The sequence below is a fragment of the Polynucleobacter sp. JS-Mosq-20-D10 genome (assembly GCF_018687755.1).
GTDB lineage: Bacteria > Pseudomonadota > Gammaproteobacteria > Burkholderiales > Burkholderiaceae > Polynucleobacter.
Genome location: NZ_CP061305.1, coordinates 741,782 through 760,331 on the forward strand (window position 1 = coordinate 741,782; position 18,550 = coordinate 760,331).

Annotated in this window: 20 protein-coding genes and 1 tRNA gene; 13 read left to right on the plus strand and 8 right to left on the minus strand. The window is 47.7% G+C overall.

What is annotated here, in order from left to right; genetic code table 11:
* The first annotated feature begins 3 nt into the window (after positions 1-3).
* Together FD967_RS03810 and FD967_RS03815 are read left to right on the plus strand one after the other, a co-directional pair.
* Positions 4-1,002: a tripartite tricarboxylate transporter substrate binding protein gene (locus FD967_RS03810; RefSeq protein ID WP_215326806.1), complete on the plus strand. Its 999-nt coding sequence runs from the start codon at positions 4-6 to the stop codon at positions 1,000-1,002.
* Positions 1,003-1,093: 91 nt separating this feature from the next.
* Entirely contained in the window at positions 1,094-1,897 is an 804-nt protein-coding gene (locus FD967_RS03815; RefSeq protein WP_215326807.1) for an enoyl-CoA hydratase/isomerase family protein, read from the plus strand.
* Positions 1,898-1,913: 16 nt separating this feature from the next.
* Here FD967_RS03815 and hemW read toward each other — a convergent pair whose 3' ends face one another.
* Genes hemW through rph form a run of 3 tightly spaced genes read right to left on the minus strand, consistent with a single transcriptional unit; the run spans position 1,914 to position 4,436 of the window.
* A complete protein-coding gene (gene hemW, locus FD967_RS03820; protein ID WP_215326808.1) occupies positions 1,914-3,104 on the minus strand; it encodes a radical SAM family heme chaperone HemW in 1,191 nt (396 codons plus the stop codon).
* On the minus strand, positions 3,088-3,687 hold the full coding sequence (gene rdgB / locus FD967_RS03825; protein ID WP_215326809.1) for an RdgB/HAM1 family non-canonical purine NTP pyrophosphatase: 600 nt from the start codon (positions 3,685-3,687) through the stop codon (positions 3,088-3,090). Before rdgB ends, hemW begins: the two co-directional genes overlap by 17 nt.
* 17 nt (positions 3,688-3,704) lie before the next feature.
* Positions 3,705-4,436, minus strand: a complete 732-nt coding sequence (rph, locus tag FD967_RS03830) for a ribonuclease PH (protein ID WP_215326811.1) — start codon at positions 4,434-4,436, stop codon at positions 3,705-3,707.
* A gap of 31 nt (positions 4,437-4,467) precedes the next feature.
* Here rph and FD967_RS03835 point away from each other — a divergent pair, with 31 nt between their 5' ends.
* From FD967_RS03835 to FD967_RS03850, 4 genes are all read left to right on the plus strand, one after another.
* The gene (locus FD967_RS03835) at positions 4,468-5,409 is read left to right on the plus strand and encodes a YicC/YloC family endoribonuclease (protein ID WP_215326812.1); all 942 of its coding nucleotides are present in this window, start codon (positions 4,468-4,470) and stop codon (positions 5,407-5,409) included.
* A 20-nt stretch (positions 5,410-5,429) separates the two neighbouring features.
* Positions 5,430-6,080 carry a guanylate kinase gene (gene gmk, locus FD967_RS03840; protein ID WP_215326813.1) on the plus strand — a complete coding sequence of 217 codons (651 nt, stop codon included), beginning with the start codon at positions 5,430-5,432 and terminating at the stop codon, positions 6,078-6,080.
* A gap of 45 nt (positions 6,081-6,125) precedes the next feature.
* Entirely contained in the window at positions 6,126-6,329 is a 204-nt protein-coding gene (gene rpoZ, locus FD967_RS03845; RefSeq protein ID WP_011902918.1) for a DNA-directed RNA polymerase subunit omega, read from the plus strand.
* A 63-nt stretch (positions 6,330-6,392) separates the two neighbouring features.
* Entirely contained in the window at positions 6,393-8,690 is a 2,298-nt protein-coding gene (locus tag FD967_RS03850; RefSeq protein WP_371819318.1) for a bifunctional (p)ppGpp synthetase/guanosine-3',5'-bis(diphosphate) 3'-pyrophosphohydrolase, read from the plus strand.
* Between the two features lie 17 nt (positions 8,691-8,707).
* On the opposite strand, the gene greB is transcribed toward FD967_RS03850, so the two are convergent.
* Complete coding sequence (gene greB / locus FD967_RS03855) at positions 8,708-9,208, minus strand: transcription elongation factor GreB (protein ID WP_215326815.1); 501 nt, start codon at positions 9,206-9,208, stop codon at positions 8,708-8,710.
* Positions 9,209-9,226: 18 nt separating this feature from the next.
* Here greB and FD967_RS03860 point away from each other — a divergent pair.
* From FD967_RS03860 to FD967_RS03890, 7 genes are all read left to right on the plus strand, one after another.
* Positions 9,227-9,303: transfer RNA gene (locus tag FD967_RS03860), tRNA-Arg, on the plus strand.
* Between the two features lie 90 nt (positions 9,304-9,393).
* The gene (locus FD967_RS03865; RefSeq protein WP_215326816.1) at positions 9,394-10,566 is read left to right on the plus strand and encodes an ABC transporter permease; all 1,173 of its coding nucleotides are present in this window, start codon (positions 9,394-9,396) and stop codon (positions 10,564-10,566) included.
* Positions 10,566-11,333, plus strand: a complete 768-nt coding sequence (locus tag FD967_RS03870; protein ID WP_215326817.1) for an ABC transporter ATP-binding protein — start codon at positions 10,566-10,568, stop codon at positions 11,331-11,333. The genes FD967_RS03865 and FD967_RS03870 overlap by 1 nt, the downstream gene beginning before the upstream one ends.
* Positions 11,330-12,244 carry an MlaD family protein gene (locus tag FD967_RS03875; RefSeq protein WP_215326818.1) on the plus strand — a complete coding sequence of 305 codons (915 nt, stop codon included), beginning with the start codon at positions 11,330-11,332 and terminating at the stop codon, positions 12,242-12,244. The genes FD967_RS03870 and FD967_RS03875 overlap by 4 nt, the downstream gene beginning before the upstream one ends.
* Positions 12,241-12,897, plus strand: a complete 657-nt coding sequence (locus FD967_RS03880) for a membrane integrity-associated transporter subunit PqiC (protein ID WP_251369087.1) — start codon at positions 12,241-12,243, stop codon at positions 12,895-12,897. Before FD967_RS03875 ends, FD967_RS03880 begins: the two co-directional genes overlap by 4 nt.
* A gap of 42 nt (positions 12,898-12,939) precedes the next feature.
* Positions 12,940-13,725 (plus strand): SDR family oxidoreductase, encoded by a 786-nt coding sequence (locus FD967_RS03885; protein WP_215326820.1) that lies wholly within the window; start codon positions 12,940-12,942, stop codon positions 13,723-13,725.
* Between the two features lie 3 nt (positions 13,726-13,728).
* Entirely contained in the window at positions 13,729-16,206 is a 2,478-nt protein-coding gene (locus tag FD967_RS03890) for an ABC transporter permease (RefSeq protein ID WP_251369088.1), read from the plus strand.
* 23 nt (positions 16,207-16,229) lie between these two features.
* Here the strand turns inward: FD967_RS03890 and FD967_RS03895 are convergent, their stop codons facing one another.
* From FD967_RS03895 to FD967_RS03910, 4 genes are read right to left on the minus strand one after another with little or no spacing between them, the layout of a single operon-like run.
* Positions 16,230-16,769, minus strand: a complete 540-nt coding sequence (locus FD967_RS03895) for an RDD family protein (protein WP_251369089.1) — start codon at positions 16,767-16,769, stop codon at positions 16,230-16,232.
* A 3-nt stretch (positions 16,770-16,772) separates the two neighbouring features.
* Positions 16,773-17,384 carry a DUF3106 domain-containing protein gene (locus FD967_RS03900; protein WP_251369090.1) on the minus strand — a complete coding sequence of 204 codons (612 nt, stop codon included), beginning with the start codon at positions 17,382-17,384 and terminating at the stop codon, positions 16,773-16,775.
* A gap of 45 nt (positions 17,385-17,429) precedes the next feature.
* A complete protein-coding gene (locus FD967_RS03905; RefSeq protein ID WP_215326822.1) occupies positions 17,430-17,894 on the minus strand; it encodes a DUF3619 family protein in 465 nt (154 codons plus the stop codon).
* Complete coding sequence (locus FD967_RS03910) at positions 17,891-18,460, minus strand: RNA polymerase sigma factor (RefSeq protein WP_215326823.1); 570 nt, start codon at positions 18,458-18,460, stop codon at positions 17,891-17,893. Before FD967_RS03910 ends, FD967_RS03905 begins: the two co-directional genes overlap by 4 nt.
* Between the last annotated feature and the right edge of the window lie 90 nt (positions 18,461-18,550).

Consider the following 18,550-nt stretch of genomic DNA (forward strand, 5'->3'; position numbering starts at 1 on the left):
CGTATGATCAATCAATCCCCCAAACGGATTTTGCGCAGATTCGCTTTCTTGGCGCTGGGTATCAGCAGCACTTTGCCACTGACTGCTAATGCTCAGCAAGCCTTTCCAATAAAACCCATCCGCTTAATTGTAGGCTTTGCTCCTGGTGGTGGAACGGACATTGTGGCTCGCGCTATTGCTCCCAAGATGAGTGAAATATTAGGCCAAAGCGTCGTTATTGAAAATAAATCTGGTGCGGCCGGAACGATTGGTGCAGACCTCGTTGCCAAATCCAGTCCGGATGGCCATACCCTGCTCATGGGGCACTCCAACTCCAATGCGATTTCTCCATTTGTTTTGAAGAATGTGCCTTACAACCCGGCGACTGATTTCACACCAATTACCTATTTAGGTTATGTACCAAACGTATTGGTAGTCAAATCTTCTCTACCCGTGAACTCTGTGGCGCAATTGATTTCCTTGGCGAAACAAAATCCAGGTCAAATGACTTATGGCTCTTCTGGTATCGGAAGCACCCAGCATCTAGCGGGCGCTTTGTTCTCGAAGATTGCCGGCGTAGAAATGAATCACGTGCCTTACAAAGGTAGCGGTCAAGCGATTGTGGATTTATTGGGTGGTCAAATCACGATGAACTTTGATACCTTGCCGCCAAACTTGCAGCAGATTCGTCAGGGTAATTTAAAAGCTTTGGCAATCTCCACGCCAAAGCGCTTGGCATTATTACCTAACGTCCCTACATTTAATGAAGTAGGTATTGTTGGCTTTGATGTAACCAATTGGTATTCTGTGATGGGGCCCAAAGGCATGGATCCTGCAGTCGTGAATAAGATTGATCAGGCCGTAAAAGCAGCCACTAATGATCCAGAGATCAAGAAAACATTGGATGCTCAAGGCTTACAACCAGAGGGCCCAGCAACACCAGCGGCCTTTAATTTGTTCCTGGCGGGTGAGTTGGCGAAGTATCAGCGCTTGGTAAAGAGCTTGAATATCAAGGCTGAATAATCCATTTCCTGTGCTTATCAAACTAGGTTGGCTAATTGGGCTATAGTATCGTTCAACCCTCTCTCTTGAATGAGGGAGGGTTTTTCATTTCATGACAACAGCCATTGACTCCACCCCAGATCGTATTGCCGAAGTTCGTTTAGAGCTTCGCAATAACATTGCCTATATTACCTTTGACCATGTTGCTGCTCGTAATGCAATGACAGTGGGAATGTATCAAAGCCTAAAATCGATTTGCGAGCATTTAGCTGAGAGTTCTTCGGCCAGAGTTGCCATTCTGAGAGGCGCTGGCGGTAAGTCCTTTGTCTCGGGTAGTGATATCGCCCAGTTCTCTGGATTTAGCTCTGGTGAAGATGGTATTCGTTACGAAGAGGGTATTGATGCTTACCTTGCACCTTTAGCCATGTTGCCTATTCCAACGATTGCAGTCATTGATGGCATGGCGGTTGGCGGAGGTCTTGCAATTGCTAGTTGTTGCGATTTCAGAATCTCCACACCTGATGCGCGCTTCGGAGTGCCTATTGCCAAAACACTGGGTAATTGTTTATCTGCTGGCAACGTCGCCTGGCTCGTTGCACACTTAGGTATCAATATCGTTAAGCGCATGCTCTTATTGGCGGAGCTGGTGACTGCGCCTGAGTTACTTAAACAGGGCTACCTCTTGGCCACGTATCCTGCTCAAGCGCTGGAGAATGAGTCAAATCAGTTGGCTGAGCGCTTAATGAGCCTCGCACCTATTACGCAAAAATCTAGCAAGCAAACTCTTGCAAGAATCATTAAAAATAATTTACCCGATTGCAATGATTTAATCCGCGAGTGCTATGGTAGCGACGACTTTAGGAATGGTGTTGCTTCGTTTCTGGATGGCAAGCCACCAACCTGGCTAGGAAAATAATTCTAGAGTTGGCAGTCTACAAAAACAGTTCTTGTAAGTTATTGAGATAGCGCAATCCTTGTTCAGTTGCTTTGAGCTTGTTGGGATTGGGATCTAATAAACCTTTTTTACTCGCCTCATCCAGTCCTTTTGACACTACATTGAGTGGCAACCCAGTGCGCTCTCCAAATGTAACGGTGTCTACGCCATCAGTCAGGCGCAAGGTATTGAGCATGAATTCAAAAGGGAGATCTTTGGTCGGAATCTCTCTCGCTTCGACCAAGGCATTACCCTTATTCTCCATTGTCTGCATATACGTTTCTGGATGACGTTCTCGTACCTGACGCGTAATTTTGTCAGGGAATGAAATCTTCCCATGTGCACCTGCGCCAATTCCGATGTAATCACCAAAGCGCCAGTAATTGAGATTATGTTTGCACTCCTGATCTTTTTTCGCGTAAGCAGATACTTCATAGCGTCGATAGCCTGCTGCCTCTAGCAAGGTTAAGTTCTGCTCAAAGATCGCATCAATCTCATCTTCGCTGGGAAGCTTTGGTGGGAAGCTCGCGAAATAGGTATTGGGTTCTAAAGTCAAATTATAGAAAGAGAGATGCGGCGTCTTAAACGAGAGGGCAGTTTCAATATCCGATCTTGCGGCTTCTAGTGTTTGATTGGGTAAGCCAAACATAAGATCGAGATTGACGGATTTAAAGTGTTGCAGGGCAATCGCAATTGCGCGCTTGGCTTCTTCACCATTATGAATGCGCCCTAAAGCTTTGAGCTGTGCATCTTGAAAACTCTGAATACCTAAAGAGACGCGATTGATTCCTGCCTTTGCAAAGCCAGCAAACTTCTCAGTCTCGACAGACCCAGGATTGGCTTCCATCGTGATCTCACAATCGGGCTCTAGGTTTACCCGTGCCCGAATGGCTGAAAGGAGTTCATTCATACCATTGGCAGATAACAAGCTGGGGGTGCCGCCACCAATAAAGATGCTATGCACTTGACGACCCCAGATGCGAGGAAGCTCTGTCTCTAGATCGGCAATGAGTGCTTTGATATAACGCACTTCATCAAAGCCTTGCTTGCCATTTTTAATTTGATGCGAGTTGAAGTCACAGTAAGGACATTTCTTTTCACACCATGGAAAGTGAACGTACAAAGACAGCGGGGGTAGGGCAGTGAGTTTTGGCTGCGTAGCCAAAACAGAACTAAGCGTATTGAGCACGGATTTGGAGTTGAGTAATCAGTTCACGCAAGGCTTGGCCTCGATGACTAATCTGATTTTTCTCAGAGGGCCCTAATTGGGCGACGGTCTTGCTGAGCTCTGGTAAAAAAAAGTGGGGGTCATAACCAAAACCACGATCACCCTGAGCATCATCAATAATTTGCCCATACCAGCGGGCTTGGACAATCAGTGGCTCTGGGTCGTTAGCGCTATTGACCATAACAAGAGCACAAACATAGTGCGCTCCACGATCAGCTTTGCCTTGTAATGCTGCAATTAGCTTTTGATTATTAGCCGCAGTATCACCATCAAGCCCTGCATAATGCGCTGAGTACACTCCAGGCGCCCCATCTAATGCATGAGCACAAATCCCGGAGTCGTCCGCGAGCGCAGGTAAGCCGCTCGCAGCGCTGGCATGACGGGCCTTAGCAAGAGCATTCTCAATAAAAGTATGGTGCGGCTCTTCCGCCGCTGGAATACCCAACTCACCTTGAGGGATGACTTGAAAGTTAAACGGCCCCAAGAGCTCCTGAAATTCACGGACCTTGCCAGCATTGTTAGAGGCGAGAACGAGCTTTTGCACCATCTACCTGTAATATTTTATTTGAAGGCTTCTTTTTGTAACTGAGTTAAATCACCGATACCTTCTTCAGCCAGATCTAACAAAGCATTTAGTTCGGCGCGGGAGAAGGCAGGGCCTTCAGCGGTACCTTGCACTTCAATCATGCCACCTTTGCCTGTCATCACCACATTCATATCGGTATCACAAGAAGAGTCTTCTGGATAATCTAAATCCAGTACGGGAACACCTTGGTAGATGCCAACAGAAATCGCTGCAACGCTGTCGATGATGGGGTCAGCTTTAAGTACGCCACTTTCAAGAAGGGTGTTGATCGCATCACGTGCTGCAACATAAGCACCGGTAATCGATGCAGTTCGTGTTCCACCATCGGCTTGTAAGACATCGCAATCTAAATGAATTGTTCTTTCTCCCAACACTTTCAAATCAAAGACGCTGCGCATCGCACGGCCGATCAAGCGCTGAATCTCTTGAGTACGCCCAGACTGTTTGCCACGAGCTGCTTCACGATCGCTGCGGGTGTGAGTAGAGCGGGGGAGCATGCCGTACTCAGCGGTAACCCAACCTTCACCAGAGCCTTTTTTATGGGGAGGTACCTTTTCTAGGACGCTGGCTGTACAGAGCACTTTGGTATCACCAAAGGCAATTAGGACTGAGCCTTCAGCATGTTTAGTAAAAGCGCGGCTGATGCTCACAGGGCGTAATTGGGCTGGAGCGCGGCCACTAGGGCGGGTGATGTTGGGCTGAGTCATGGGGGTGGTCCTAAAGATCTACAATGTCCCTATGATATCGAGCATGACTGGTTATGGCAGCGCTTCTCGCCAAGTCTCCCTGGGAGCTGGTGTGGTAGCCGATCTGCAAGTGGAATGTCGGGCTGTAAATAGCCGCTTTCTGGATCTGGGCTTTCGTCTTCCAGACGAATGTCGCGGGGCCGAGCCTGCCTTACGAGAGCTGGCTACGCAAAGCCTCTCTCGAGGTAAGGTCGAGTTTCGGGCTGCATGGCGCGTTAATTCGGGTGCCGCTGGAGCAGCTAAAGCCAACTCGCATGCCTTGGGCGCCTTAAACAAAGATCGCCTAGATGCGCTTTACACCCTGCAAGAACATGCGCAAGTAGCCTTTCCGAATGCAGAAGCTTTGTGTATCGCCGATATTTTGCGCTGGCCCGGGATTGTTTCTGAACCTAGGGGTGAAGAAGAGGGCTGGATTGCCGCTACCGTTGAAGCGGGTCGCGCTGCTCTCGCTACCCTAATGGATAGTCGCCATGCCGAAGGTAAGGCTTTGGTCACGGTGTTAAGCACTATCACTAGCAAAATGCGGGAGATAGTGAAGGTGCTTGAGCCCAAGGTTCCCCTTTACGTTTCCCAGTATCAAGAAAAACTCACCGAGCGTCTATCTGAGGCCTTAGCTGCCCAAGAGCAAGGGAAGGGCAGTAGCGGGTCTGGCACCGAGTTGATGGAGCGTATTCGTCAAGAGGTTGTGCTCTATGCCGTCCGTATCGATGTGGCAGAGGAGTTTGCCCGACTCAAGACCCACCTTCAAGTAGTCGATACCGCCTTAGCAGGTAAGGGCCCGGTAGGTAAGCGTTTGGATTTCTTAATGCAGGAACTCAATCGCGAGGCCAACACCTTAAGCTCCAAATCAGTTTCAGAAGAATGCACGCAAGCTGCTTTAGAGCTCAAGCTCCTGATTGAGCAAATGCGTGAACAAGTGCAAAATTTAGAGTAATTGATATTTAGATAATCGTCATGGCTAGCCCGAAAATTAAACCCAATCTCTCGCCTGCCTATCAAGGCAGTATGTTGATGATCGTTGCGCCATCAGGCGCCGGTAAATCCTCCTTAGTCAATGCTCTGTTGCAAGAAGACGCAGCCCTCAAGCTTTCACTTTCAACGACAACGCGTGCACCAAGACCGGGCGAAGTAGATGGTAAGGACTATCGCTTTATCAAGAGAGCAGAATTTATTGCTGAGCGTGACCAGGGCCATTTTTTAGAGCACGCTGAAGTGCATGGTAATTTTTACGGTACATCCAAAGCTTGGATTGAGACTCAGATGAAAACCGGGCGTGATGTGATGTTAGAAATCGACTGGCAGGGCGCACAGCAGATTCGTCAAATCATTCCTGAAGTGCAGTGGATCTTTATTTTTCCACCTTCATTTGAGGCTCTTGAGGAGCGTTTGCGTAAACGGGGTCAGGACGATGAGGCTACTATTCAGAGAAGATTGGCTGCAGCGCATTTAGAGCTCCAGCATGCTTACGAGGCGGATTTTATTGTGATCAATGATGATTTTGAGCGGGCATTGATTGATTTACGACATGTGGTCGCAGCCAGCCGCCTGCGCTCAGGGCCGATTATGGCTCGTAACCCTACGCTTTTAAAGCGCCTCGGAGTCTAATCAGTTATCCTATGGGTATTAAAGCTAAATTTAAGTGAGTCCAGCATGGCCCGTATTACTGTAGAAGATTGTCTAAAAACTATCCCCAATCGTTTTGAGCTGGTATTGGCTGCGACTTATCGCGCACGTCAATTAGTTCAAGGTCACTCCCCACGTGTTGAGTCCAGAGATAAAGCAACTGTAGTTGCCTTACGTGAAGTTGCTGCTGGTGTAACTGACCGTGACATGTTGACCAAAGTACCTTTGTAATTTAGGGGTTCCGTTGTGGAGCTCCCCTTAGGCGACCCAAACACATCGGAACTCAAAGGTCAGATCTCGCCCCAAGAGATCGCTAACAGCGATAAGTCTTCCATCCTCGCAACTTTGTTGGCTCAGTCGAGTCGACACCTATTTGGCCCAACATCGGCGCCTTCATTACCGCTAAAGCACCAAGTTGTTTCGATTGATAGATTGATTTCTAAATTGGGCTATCTCAAGCCTGATGAAGTTGTTCTCATTAAGCAAGCCTTTCATTTTGCTGATGCGGCTCACCTTGGGCAGTATCGCCATAGTGGTGAGCCTTACATTACCCATCCTGTAGCAGTTGCTGAGCTTTGCGCTACCTGGCGCTTAGACGCGTCTTCCATCATGGCAGCTTTAATGCATGATGTGATTGAGGATACGGGTTGTACTCAAGCAGATCTAGTTGGTAAGTTTGGCAGCAAAGTGGCTGAGCTCGTAGAGGGTTTAACTAAGCTCGATAAGTTGGAGTTCCAGAGCCATGCTGAGGCTCAGGCCGAAAGCTTTCGTAAGATGTTTATGGCAATGGCGCGCGATGTCCGCGTGATTTTGGTCAAGCTCGCTGATCGTACGCACAATATGCGTACGCTTGATGCTGTCCCAATAGAAAAGCGTCGCCGGGTTGCTGCTGAAACAATTGAGATCTACGCTCCGATTGCACACCGCTTAGGTCTCAATATCATTTACCGCGACTTACAGGACTTGAGTTTCCGCTACTCTATGCCAATGCGCTTTAGGGTGATCGAAGGCGCTGTGAAGCGGGCGCGTGGTAACCGTAAAGAGATGGTGGAGAAGATTTTGCAAAATGCTCGGTTGGCATTTGCAAAAGCTAATCTCGAAGTTGATCTACAAGGTCGAGAAAAAACCCTTTTTAGTATCTACAACAAAATGCGTAGCAAGCATTTGAGCTTTTCTCAGGTGCTTGATGTGTATGCCTTCAGGGTAACAGTCCATTCCATTGACGAGTGCTATCGTGCACTCGGTCTTTTGCATGCGCTTTATAAGCCGATGCCTGGAAAGTTTAAGGATTACATTGCTATTCCTAAGCTGAATGGTTACCAGTCTTTGCACACGACACTATTGGGCCCATCAGGAGTGCCGGTAGAGTTTCAGATACGTACTGGCGATATGCACGCTGTTGCTGAAGCAGGTGTTGCTGCGCACTGGGCCTATAAAGATGGTGGTCCTGATATGAGTGAGGTGCAAAACCGTGCACATCAATGGCTGCAATCCTTGATTGATATTCAGGATAGCAGCGTAGATTCGCAAGAATTCTTAGAGCACGTCAAAATTGATTTGTTCCCAGATGCAGTTTATGTCTTTACGCCAAAGGGGCAGATTAGGGCTTTACCGCGTGGCGCCACCGCTCTCGATTTTGCTTACTCCATTCATAGCGATGTAGGCAATACTTGCGTAGCAGTCAAGATTAACGGCATGCAGTTACCCTTACGTAGTGAATTAAAGAATAGCGACATTGTTGAGGTGGTGACATCAGCGAATTCTCAACCCAATCCAGGTTGGCTAGCATTCGTGAGGACAGGCAAAGCCCGCGCCTCGATACGTCATTCATTGAAGACTAAGCACTATGCCGAGTCTTTGCAGTTAGGCGAACGTCTTTTGGCTGGCGCATTACGTCAGCAGGGTGTGGATGCTGGACTACTATCACCAGAACTTTGGGAAAAGTTATTGCATTGGACTGGGGATAAAACGCGTGAAGAGGCCTGTGTCAATATTGCCTTGGGCCGCAGATCTTCTCAAGAGCTAGCAATTCGCTTAAAGATTTTGATTGACGATGAGGGCGGCTCTGACCAAATGCGTTTGGGCGCAGCGGATTGGGTCTCTCCCCAACAAGAAATTGCCTCGCATCATCACCAGCGCCAAGCCATCTTGGTAGATGGTCGAGAAGGAAACTCAATTCATTTTCAAACTTGTTGTCACCCGATTCCAGGTGACAATATCATTGGCTATCTTGGTAAAGGCGAGGGTTTGCAGGTGCATACCAATGACTGCCAACTCGCCCTCAGAATGCTCTCAAAAGATAGTGATAAGTGGGTAGAGGTAGAGTGGGGTAAAGAGGTCAATCGGGAGTTTGAGGTTGACTTGGCGATTGATACACGCCAAGGCAAAGGCGTATTAGCTAGAGTGGCAAGTAGTGTGACTGCTGCAGACTCCAACATCATGAACGTATCAATGGATGATCGCTATAAAGAAGATGCCGTCACTATTCGCTTCACTATCCAAGTATCAGACCGTCTGCACCTCTCTAAAGTGATGCGTAGTTTGCGTGCGAACCATGATGTGATGCGAGTTACTCGCGTACGGGTTAGTTAAGCTCCTGTCAATCCCAATTACTGGTACTGAACGTCTAGGATTTCAATCTCAGTTGGGCCAGTTGGCGTCTGAATTTTGACGCAATCACCCAGCCGCGACTTGATTAAGGCTTTAGCAATGGGTGATACCCAGCTGACGTGACCTAGATCTAAATCGACCTCGTCGACCCCAACAATCGTGATGCTTGTCTGTTTGCCAGCATCAACACCTTCCAAGTTCGCATAAGTAACGGTAGCCCCAAAAAAGACCTGCTCGGCATCCGCTTCACCCGATTTTCGGGCCTGGTTATCGACCACTACAGCAAATTCAAGGCGCTGATTGAGGAAGCGAATCCTCCGATCAATCTCCCGCAATCGCTTTTTTCCATAAATATAGTCACCATTCTCGGAGCGGTCGCCGTTGGAGGCAGCCCAGTGAACAACCTTGACAACCTCTGGCCGATCAAGGTTTAAGAGCTGTAAAAGCTCTCTTTTAATGCGCTCGTGACCAGCCGGTGTGATGTAGTTCTTCTCTTCCATGGCATAATTATGGCTGTTGCGGCTGTAGCTCAGCTGGATAGAGTACTTGGCTACGAACCAAGGGGTCGTGGGTTCAATTCCTGCCAGCCGCACCAACCCTTACAGGGCCTAGTTGAAAAACTGGGCCCTTTTTCTTTTTTTTGGCATTTCATAGTGATTTCAGGTAGAAGCCTTATAGTTTGCCTATGAGCATTTCAGACCCTAATTCTTCAATTTTACTGACTCCAGTGGCAGTTTGGTCGCAAGCAGATAAAACGCATGCTCAAGTCAGCTTGAGTGGTGCAGTCAATGTGTATTCCCTGGCTGGAGTGTGGGCCGATGTTCGGGAAAAGCAAAATCAGTGGTTAGGGCAAGGAAATGCACAAGCGCACTCACTGATTTTTGACGCATCAAAAGTCAGCTCTTTGGATGGATCGGCATTTGCATTTTTGATTGATGTGCAAGAGGCGCAGAACAAAGCAGGTGGACAGTTTGATATTCAAGGCTTGGATCCCAAGTATCAGCCGCTCTTGCGTGAATTCGATCCTATTAATAACTTATTCCCAGAGCCTGCTGTAAAACAAAAAAGAAGTTTTGTTCTGAGCACTGGCATGGCTGCGCAGAGTTTGGGGGATGATGCCCGCGGCCTAGTGACATTTACTGGCCACCTGTCGGCAGATTTAGTTTGGTCCATTCGAAATATCAGGCAAGTTCGCTGGGGTGACTTTGTGAACGCTGCTGTAGAGGCGGGTATTTCCGCATTACCTATTGTTGGTCTAGTTGCATTTTTGATTGGCGTCATTCTGTCCTTTCAGGCTGCGATTGGTATGCAGCAATTTGGCGCCGTCTCATTTGTTGGGCCACTCGCTGCGCTAGGCATTGTCAGAGAGATGGGGCCACTGATTACTGCGATCTTACTTGCCGGCCGCTCATCAGCAGCATTTGCAGCCGAGATTGGTACCATGACCGTCAATAGTGAAGTCGATGCATTAGTCACTGGCGGCTTAAGTCCAATCCGCTTCCTTGTTGTACCAAGAGTGCTGGCGGGGATATTAGTAGCGCCCATATTGACCTTATTTGCCGACATCGTCAGTATTTTTTCTTCCATGCTGACTATGCAAATTTATGGTGTTCCCTTTATTAACTTTTATAACGGCATGTTAGCTGCTGTCGATATTGAGGATGTTCTATCCGGCCTTGTTAAGGCCACTCTCTTTGGCGTGGTTATTTCAGCAATGGGCTGTTTACGAGGCATGCAAACCGGTACCGGTGCAGCTGCTGTTGGCATCTCCGCAACTCGGGCAGTGGTGAGCAGTATTGTCATGATCGTATTGGTGGACGGTATCTTTGCCTACATCTCTTACAGGACAGGTTTCTGATGGATGCACTAGATAAAGCGATTGATGTTCAAAATCTTACTGTAGGTTATGGCTCAAAAGTACTTTTGCAGAACCTCAACTTCTCCGTCAAGAACGGTGAGATCTTTGTGATTTTGGGTGGATCAGGTTGCGGTAAATCGAGTCTCTTAAAGAATTTATTCGGCCTCTATCAACCGCTTGCTGGAGATGTGCTGATCGAGGGTCAAAACATCACTACTGCCCAAGGTGCTGAGCGCCAAAAAATCATGACGAGCTTTGGGGTCATGTATCAGCAGGGTGCTTTATTTGGCTCCATGAATCTACTGGATAACGTGACACTCTTTATGGAGGAGTACACCCAGCTCACTAGAGATCAGATGAATTTATTAGCTCGATGCAAACTGGATTTGGTAGGTTTACTTCCATATGAAACGTACATGCCTAGCGAAATTAGCGGTGGCATGCAAAAACGGGCTGCGATCGCACGGGCAATGGCTTTGGATCCTAAAATATTATTTTTGGATGAGCCTTCGGCAGGTCTTGATCCGATTACGTCGGCCGATCTCGACAGTACGATTTTAGATCTTTCAAAAAACTTAGGATTTACTTTTGTGATTGTTTCTCACGAGCTAGCTAGTATTTATTCTATTGCTGACAAAGTCATTATGTTGGATAAGGATGCCAAAGGCATTATTGCCGAGGGCGATCCTAAGCTATTAAGAGATGGCAGCAAAGATCCTCGAGTGCACCAATTTTTTAATCGCATCATGAGCAAGGACGCAGCATGAGTAATAACTCCAACCCGAATTACTTCCGTCTTGGCATTTTTGTTCTGGCGGCAATTAGTGCATTGCTCACCATTATCTTGATCTTTGGCTCAGGACAGTTTTTTAAAAAATCATTCATGGTTGAAACTTATGTGAAGCAATCAGTGACGGGCTTAGATGCTGGTGCGGCGGTACGATTTCGGGGTGTCAAGATCGGACAGGTGACATTAATTGCTTTATCTGGTGACTTGTATGAGAAAGAAGTGCCGATGATTCAGAAGCAAGAGTATGTAGTCGTGAGAATGCAAATTTATGGCGATGCTATTGAAAAAAGCCACCTAGAAACATTTATTAATGATAACTTACGTGCGCGCATTCGATCGATGGGTATTACTGGTGTGAATTATGTTGAGTTAGATTTCTATCCAGGCGCCGCTCAATACTCTCGGTTGCCTTACCCTTGGACGCCGGAGTATGCAGTTGTGCCCTCTATGCCTAACCAGGCGGATGAAATTATTTCTGGTGTTCAGAAGTTGATTGATGCACTTAATGGTATGGATATCGATGGAACTCAGAAGAAGTTTGATGCGCTTCTGGGCAATCTAAATCAATTGATGGCTGGTGACGGTAAAAATAATACGGGTCTGATCAATTCGGTTCAAGATCTCAATGTCTTATTGGATCGAATTGCTAAGGTCACCGATAAAGATCAACTCAATATTCTGATGCGTGAATTGGTTGCCACCATGGTTTCTTTGCGTCAAACCGTTACTAGTGTTCAGGGTGACACTACTGCAACCTTGGAGAACCTGCGTCAGGCCAGCGAGCAGTTAAATGAATTTACCCGAGTCGCAAGTCAATCACCGTCTACTCTAATTTGGGGTGAACCACCTGCACGTATTACGCCTCCAATGAATGGAGTCCAAAAATGAAAATTCAGATGACTAATCACTCACGTTTCATTCAGTTTGCCGCTTTTGTATTCGTAGCTACCGTATTAAGCGCATGCTCATTACCTAAAAGACCAGCATTAGAGATTAATAGTTGGATGGTCGCCCCAGAGCGTACTGGCGCCTCCTATAAGCCACGAAGTGATTTGTGGCTCAAAATGGGTTCATCGTCAACAACGCCACCTTTCGATGGCAAGTCTTTGGTTTATCGCTTAGGTGATCAACGCTATGAAAAGGATTTTTATAATACGTATTCTGCCTTACCAAATGAGATGGTCAGTAATGCGACACGTCAGTGGCTGAATAATGCCCAGATCTTCTCTATGACCGTAGGTCAGGGTAATAACTTCTTTCCGTATTACATCTTGCAGACATCGATAGAGGAGTTTTATGGTGATTACCGGGTTCGTCCAGAGGCTGTTGTAACGATAGAATTTTTTCTTACCGCAACTGACCCCCAAAAGCGTAATCCCGTCATTGGTAAAAACCGCTATACCAAGAGAGTTGCACTCAAAGACAATACCCCCCAGGCATTGGTGCTGGGCCAGCAGGAAGCCTTGGCGCAAATTTTAAAAGAGTATGAGGCGGTGCTTTATAGGTACGCTGGTAATCTGCCTCCACCTTTAGGGCAGTAGGCATTTTAGAATGACAGTACATAAAAGAATATTGGAGAAGACATGGATTTAGGACTCAAGGGTAAGGTTGCATTGGTGATGGCATCTAGCCGAGGTTTAGGTCAGGCGATGGCTATTTCTTTGGCGCGTGAGGGCGTCAAAGTGGCGGTGACTGGCCGCAACCCCGAGGGATTAAAAAAATCGGTTGAAATGATTGAGGCTGCCGGTGGAACAGCTTTAGCTCTGAGCTGGGATCTTTCTGATGCATCCCTGATCGATAGCCTGGTGAGTAAGGTGGAAAAAGAGCTGGGTCCGATTGATATCTTGGTAAACAACACTGGTGGGCCTCCTCCAACATTAGCGGCGGGGCAGGATCCTGCTTTGTGGCAAAAGAGTTTTAACGACATGGTGCTATCACTCATCAGCATTACCGATCGAGTTCTACCGGGAATGCGTCAACGTAAATGGGGTCGCATTATTACGAGCACCACTTCAGGTGCTATTGCACCCATTAAAAATCTTGCCATCTCCAACACCTTGCGTGCTGCATTGCTGGCTTGGTCTAAAACCTTGGCAGCAGAAGTAGCGGCCGATGGAATTACTGTGAATGTAATCATGCCAGGTCGTGTGGCAACGGATCGTTTACGTCAGCTAGATGAAGCACGTGCCCAACGTGAAAATGTGAGCTATGAATCTGTTGTTCAAGCTAGCTTGAGGCAAATTCCGATGGAGCGCTATGGCGACCCTTGTGAATATGGTGATACAGCAGCGTTTCTGGCCAGTCGAAATGCCTCCTACATTACTGGTTCAGTGATTCGTGTAGATGGCGGTCTGATTCAGGCGGTCTAAATAGTGTTAACCAGCTTTCTACGGGCTATTCAGCGAGACCTTCGATCTAGTGAGTTGGTAGCATTACTAGTCGCGCTGACGCTCTCTGTAGCCGCCTTATCCAGCGTTAGTTTCTTGGCTGACCGAATGCAGCGAGCCTTTCAGTTCGATGCACGCCAGCTTCTTGCTGCGGATTTATTGCTCGTTTCTGATCAACCACTGCCCGAGCACTTTATTCAGGAAGCCAAGGGGCGGCAACTGAGCTTTGCCCAAACTATTGTCTTTCCGAGTATGGCCACGGTAGGGGTGCAAAGTAAGCTGGCCTCCCTTAAGGCTGTGAGTTCTGCCTACCCCTTACGCGGTACCTTGCAGGTATCACCTTCATCAGTCGGCGCAACTCCACCAAAAGGTTCGGTCTGGGTGGATCCCGCAATGCTCAGTGCGCTAAAGGCAACGGTTGGCGATCAGATGTTATTGGGCGATAAGACATTCCTCATTAGCGGCATCTTGGAGCGCGAGCTTGACCGAGGCGCTGGCTTTATGAACTTTGCGCCACGCGTCATGATGTCACTTGACGATTTACCAGCCACGGGCCTGATTGGTCTGGGTAGCCGCGTGACTTATCGGCTACTTTTAGCGGGGAGTGACTCGGCTATCTCTGATTATGAGCAATGGGCGACGCAATCGATTAAATCCGAAAGCCTCAGAGGGGTGCGCATTGAGACCTTGGAAAATGCGCAGCCTGTAATGCGTAAAACCCTCGAGCGGGCAGAGCGCTTTTTAGCCTTAGTTGCCTTGCTGACGGCCATGGTAGCTGCGGTAGCGATTGCCTTATCAGCGCGTCGTTATGTTTTAAAGCAGGCTGATGTTTGTGCTGTTATGAAATGCCTTGGCGCAAGCCAAAAAACGATTCTCATAAACCAAGTCAAGATATTGGGTGCTCTGTGCATATCAGCCGCTGTGATGGGCGCTGTGATTGCTTACGGCGTTCAAGAGATATTGATTGGGATCTTGGGTAATTTGATATTTGCCAATTTGCCCTCACTTTCACTCTGGCCCTTGGCCTGGAGTATTTTATTTTCCTCCTGCTTGCTAATCGGTTTTGCTGGGCCGCCCTTATTTAGTTTGGTCATGATTTCACCAGTGCGACTGATTCGAAAAGAGTTAGGATCGGTGAACATCAAGGTGCTGTGGGTCGCACTCTTTGGATTGAGTACTTGCCTTGTCTTAATTGCGCTTGCAGCTCAAGATTGGAAGCTAGCCTCTTGGGTTGCCACAAGCTTTGGTTTGGCCGTTGCGCTCTTTGCTGTAGTTTCTTGGTTATGCCTTGGTTTACTAAAACGCCTGTTTTCGAGAGGGAGTAATCATCACTTCGCACTACGCTTTGCACTAACGGCGCAAGCACGTCGATCTAGCTTTGCAGTCATGCAAATCACGGCGCTAGGTATTGCCTTGATGGCCTTATTGCTCATCCTGCTGCTCCGACAAGATTTATTGGCTACCTGGCAGGACAATATCCCAGTCGATGCACCTAATCGCTTCATGATTAATGTTCAGGAAGATCAAAAGTCTAGTATCACTCGCTCACTGCTGGATGCGGGAGTAGCAAAGCCGAGCTTTAGTCCCATGGTTCGTGCGCGCTTAGTTGAGGTTAATGGAAAGATCATTGGACCCAATGACTACATTGATGAAAACGCGCGCCGCTTAGTTGATCGAGAATTCAATCTCTCATACACCGAGCAGTTGCCTGAGGGTAATCGGATTACTTCTGGAAAGTGGCTTGAGGGGGGTGCGCCGCAAGTTTCTTTGGAAGCGGGGATTGCGAAGACTTTGAAGTTAAAGCTGGGAGATCAAATGACCTTTGAGCTTGCCGGGGAAAAAGTCACTGCGCCTATTACCTCTTTGCGTAAGTTGGATTGGAGTTCGATGAAAGTGAATTTCTTTGTCATCATGCCGCCTGCAATGCTCGCAGAAATGCCCCAGTCTTGGATTACCTCGTATTACCAAAGCACTGCAATTGAAGGTTTGGATTATCAGCTTGCGCAGTCCTATCCCAATCTCACTATCGTGGATGTGGGGACATCACTTAAACAAATACAGGATGTACTGGATCGACTATCTTCTGTATTAGGCCTCTTGTTCGCCTTTACCATTGCGGCAGCGATTTTAGTTTTAGTAGCTGCAATAGCGGCAACACAAGATGAGCGTTTCAGGAGCGCGGCCTTGTTAAAGGCGGTAGGTGCGTCGCGCTATTTACTGGGGAAGATTGCATTAACCGAGCTCCTGATTATTGGAGTGCTTGCAGGAACTTTGGCTGGACTTGCTGCCGGAATTGCAGCATGGGCACTTGGCCGTTTTGTACTGGAGATTGAGTTCAATGCATTTGCGCAGTCTTTGGCGATGGGTATTGGCTTTGGGGTAACTGCTTGTCTACTAGCGGGTTATCGCTTTCAGAGAAGAATTCAAACCGCTACTGCAATGGAATGTTTGCGTGAGACCTAACTAGACTGAGGGTCTTGATTTGCTTAATTTAGCGTAACTAAGTTCTTCGGTAATTCCACTAAACGCGTTCCACTAAAGCGATCTGGCAGACTTTGACGTAGCAAGGGTTTGGCTCGATCTAGGTAAATGCTTAGTGGCCACAGAAATAAAGCGACTGCAAATAGCATTTCAATAATCTGCCATCTTTGCAGCTCGAATAGCCACTGCAAAATCACGCAAGGCACCAGCCACAAAGATCCAAAAAAATAACGCCAAATCGCTTGTCTGCGAGTCAGCTTGTATCCGCCTGGACCAATCATGCGCACTCGCCATGTTTGCATTGCCAGCGTCTGCCCCGACTTAGTCCAATACCAAATAAAGTAAATGCCTAGGACGGCATAGAGATAGAGAAAGGTAATCCAACTTGGTAGGGATATGCCAAACAGAATACCTAATCCCAAATTTGGAAGTAGGAAGGTAAAAGCGATGACACCTAATAAAACCAATTGCTCATAAAGAATGCAAGAGATCCGTCGCCAAAACTGTGGAGCAGGAAGTAGGTCTAATTCAGCGGGACTTATCACGACTTAAGGATTGTTTGAACTGCTATCGGGGCTGCTGTTCGTTGTTGGAAGCTCTGAAGCAGGAGCGCCACTGGCTGTTGGGGGCGGTACTAAGTTCGATTTTTGTTTGATCGGATACTGTTGTAACGTAGGTGCACTTAAAGCCGTTGGCTTTTTCTTATTGACCTCTGCTTGGGCCAGTTTCTTCTTTTGCTCATCACTCAGCTTTTGATAAGCACTCCAAGCTTCAGCTTTTTTCTCAGCGGGGAACTTGAGACTGCTTAAATAGTTTTCTCGAGCCAGACGGCGGTCTTTTTGAGAGAGCTTAGACCAACCCGTCATGCGGGACTGCAGTCGCTGTTGATCAGCCTCACTCATCTTGGGATGTAGATTAGCGACTTGTATCCATTTTTTACGACTGTCTGGGAGCATGTAATCCCAATCATCTTCCAGTGGAGCCAGGATTTTTTGCTGCCCTGGCTTTAGGTTCTCCCAAGTACCATCCGGTTTTTTCTCCGGGATGCCAGTGGTTTTTCCATGACCTGCTGCCGATGTTTGGGCGAATACATCTGAACTTTGTATTGATCCTAGGGCGCCAATCGCCAGCATCATGCTGATGCTTAGTGAGGCACTCAAGGACCATCGATTTTTTAGCATGCGCTACTGAGCTCGCTATGACTGTTAGGACGGAGTCTTAGCTGAACTGAGGCTTTCTTGATCTGATTCCGCTAAAGGACCATTTTTGAGGAAGCCCAAAAAGCCGCTATCAGCATAAGCATCGGGCGGGACATCGTCAGTTAAGAGGGCAACATCTAGCTCGGCAATATCGTTGATACGGGAATCTTGCTGCCATTGGGCGATTCCGATCAGGCCGAACACCAGAACGGCTAATGGGGCAACCCAACCCACGTTATCCCAGAGTGAGCGTGAACCAATAGACCAGCTTCCACTAGAGCCTGCTAAAACAGGCTGCGCAATGCGCACTTTTTCTGGTTTTTTCACAGAAAGGGCTTTGAGGCGAGCTGCATAAAGGCGATCTTTGATCCCAGTTGGTAGGGATTGAGTTCCTTGGCGGAGCAGGGCGGCAGCGGTCAGACCAAATTGATCTGCTTCTGTTGTGCTGAGGATGTCTTCGTTGCGGTTCACAGGGTAATTCCTTTTAATTTCAATGCTTTAGCTAGAGCCTGGGTGGCTCTTGAGCAGTGGGTTTTGACGCTTCCCTCGCTACAGCTCATTGCAAGGGCAGTTTCAGTAATGCTTAGCTCATCCCAATAACGCATCAGGAAGGCTTCTCGTTGACGGGCGGGTAATTTTGATATTTCCGACTCTAAGGACTGCAATAGCTGACTACGTTCAAGCTTAAACGCACCATCTTGGTGAATTTCACTGTCATCTGGAGCTGAAAGCGACTCTAGGGGGTCAAAATCATCGTTTTCATCGGATTTCTTACCCATGTTCGAGAACAGGGTGACCCAAGTATTACGAACTTTTTGACGCCTGAACCAGTCGTGAATGCGATTTTGCAAAATTCTGGTGAAAACTAGGGGTAATTCCGCTGCAGGTCGGTCACCATACTTTTCAGCCAGTTTGATCATGGCATCCTGAACGATATCCAAGGCCGCATCGTCATCTCGCACAGCATAGACCGCTTGCTTGAAAGCGCGCTGCTCAACACTACTCAGAAAGTCAGAAAGTTCTTGGGGCGAAGCCATTCAGTAGATTAGACCTGAATCAGAGGGAATTCGTCTATTTTAAGGGATTGCTATAGAATATAGGGCTTACTACCTAGAATCTCATTCAAG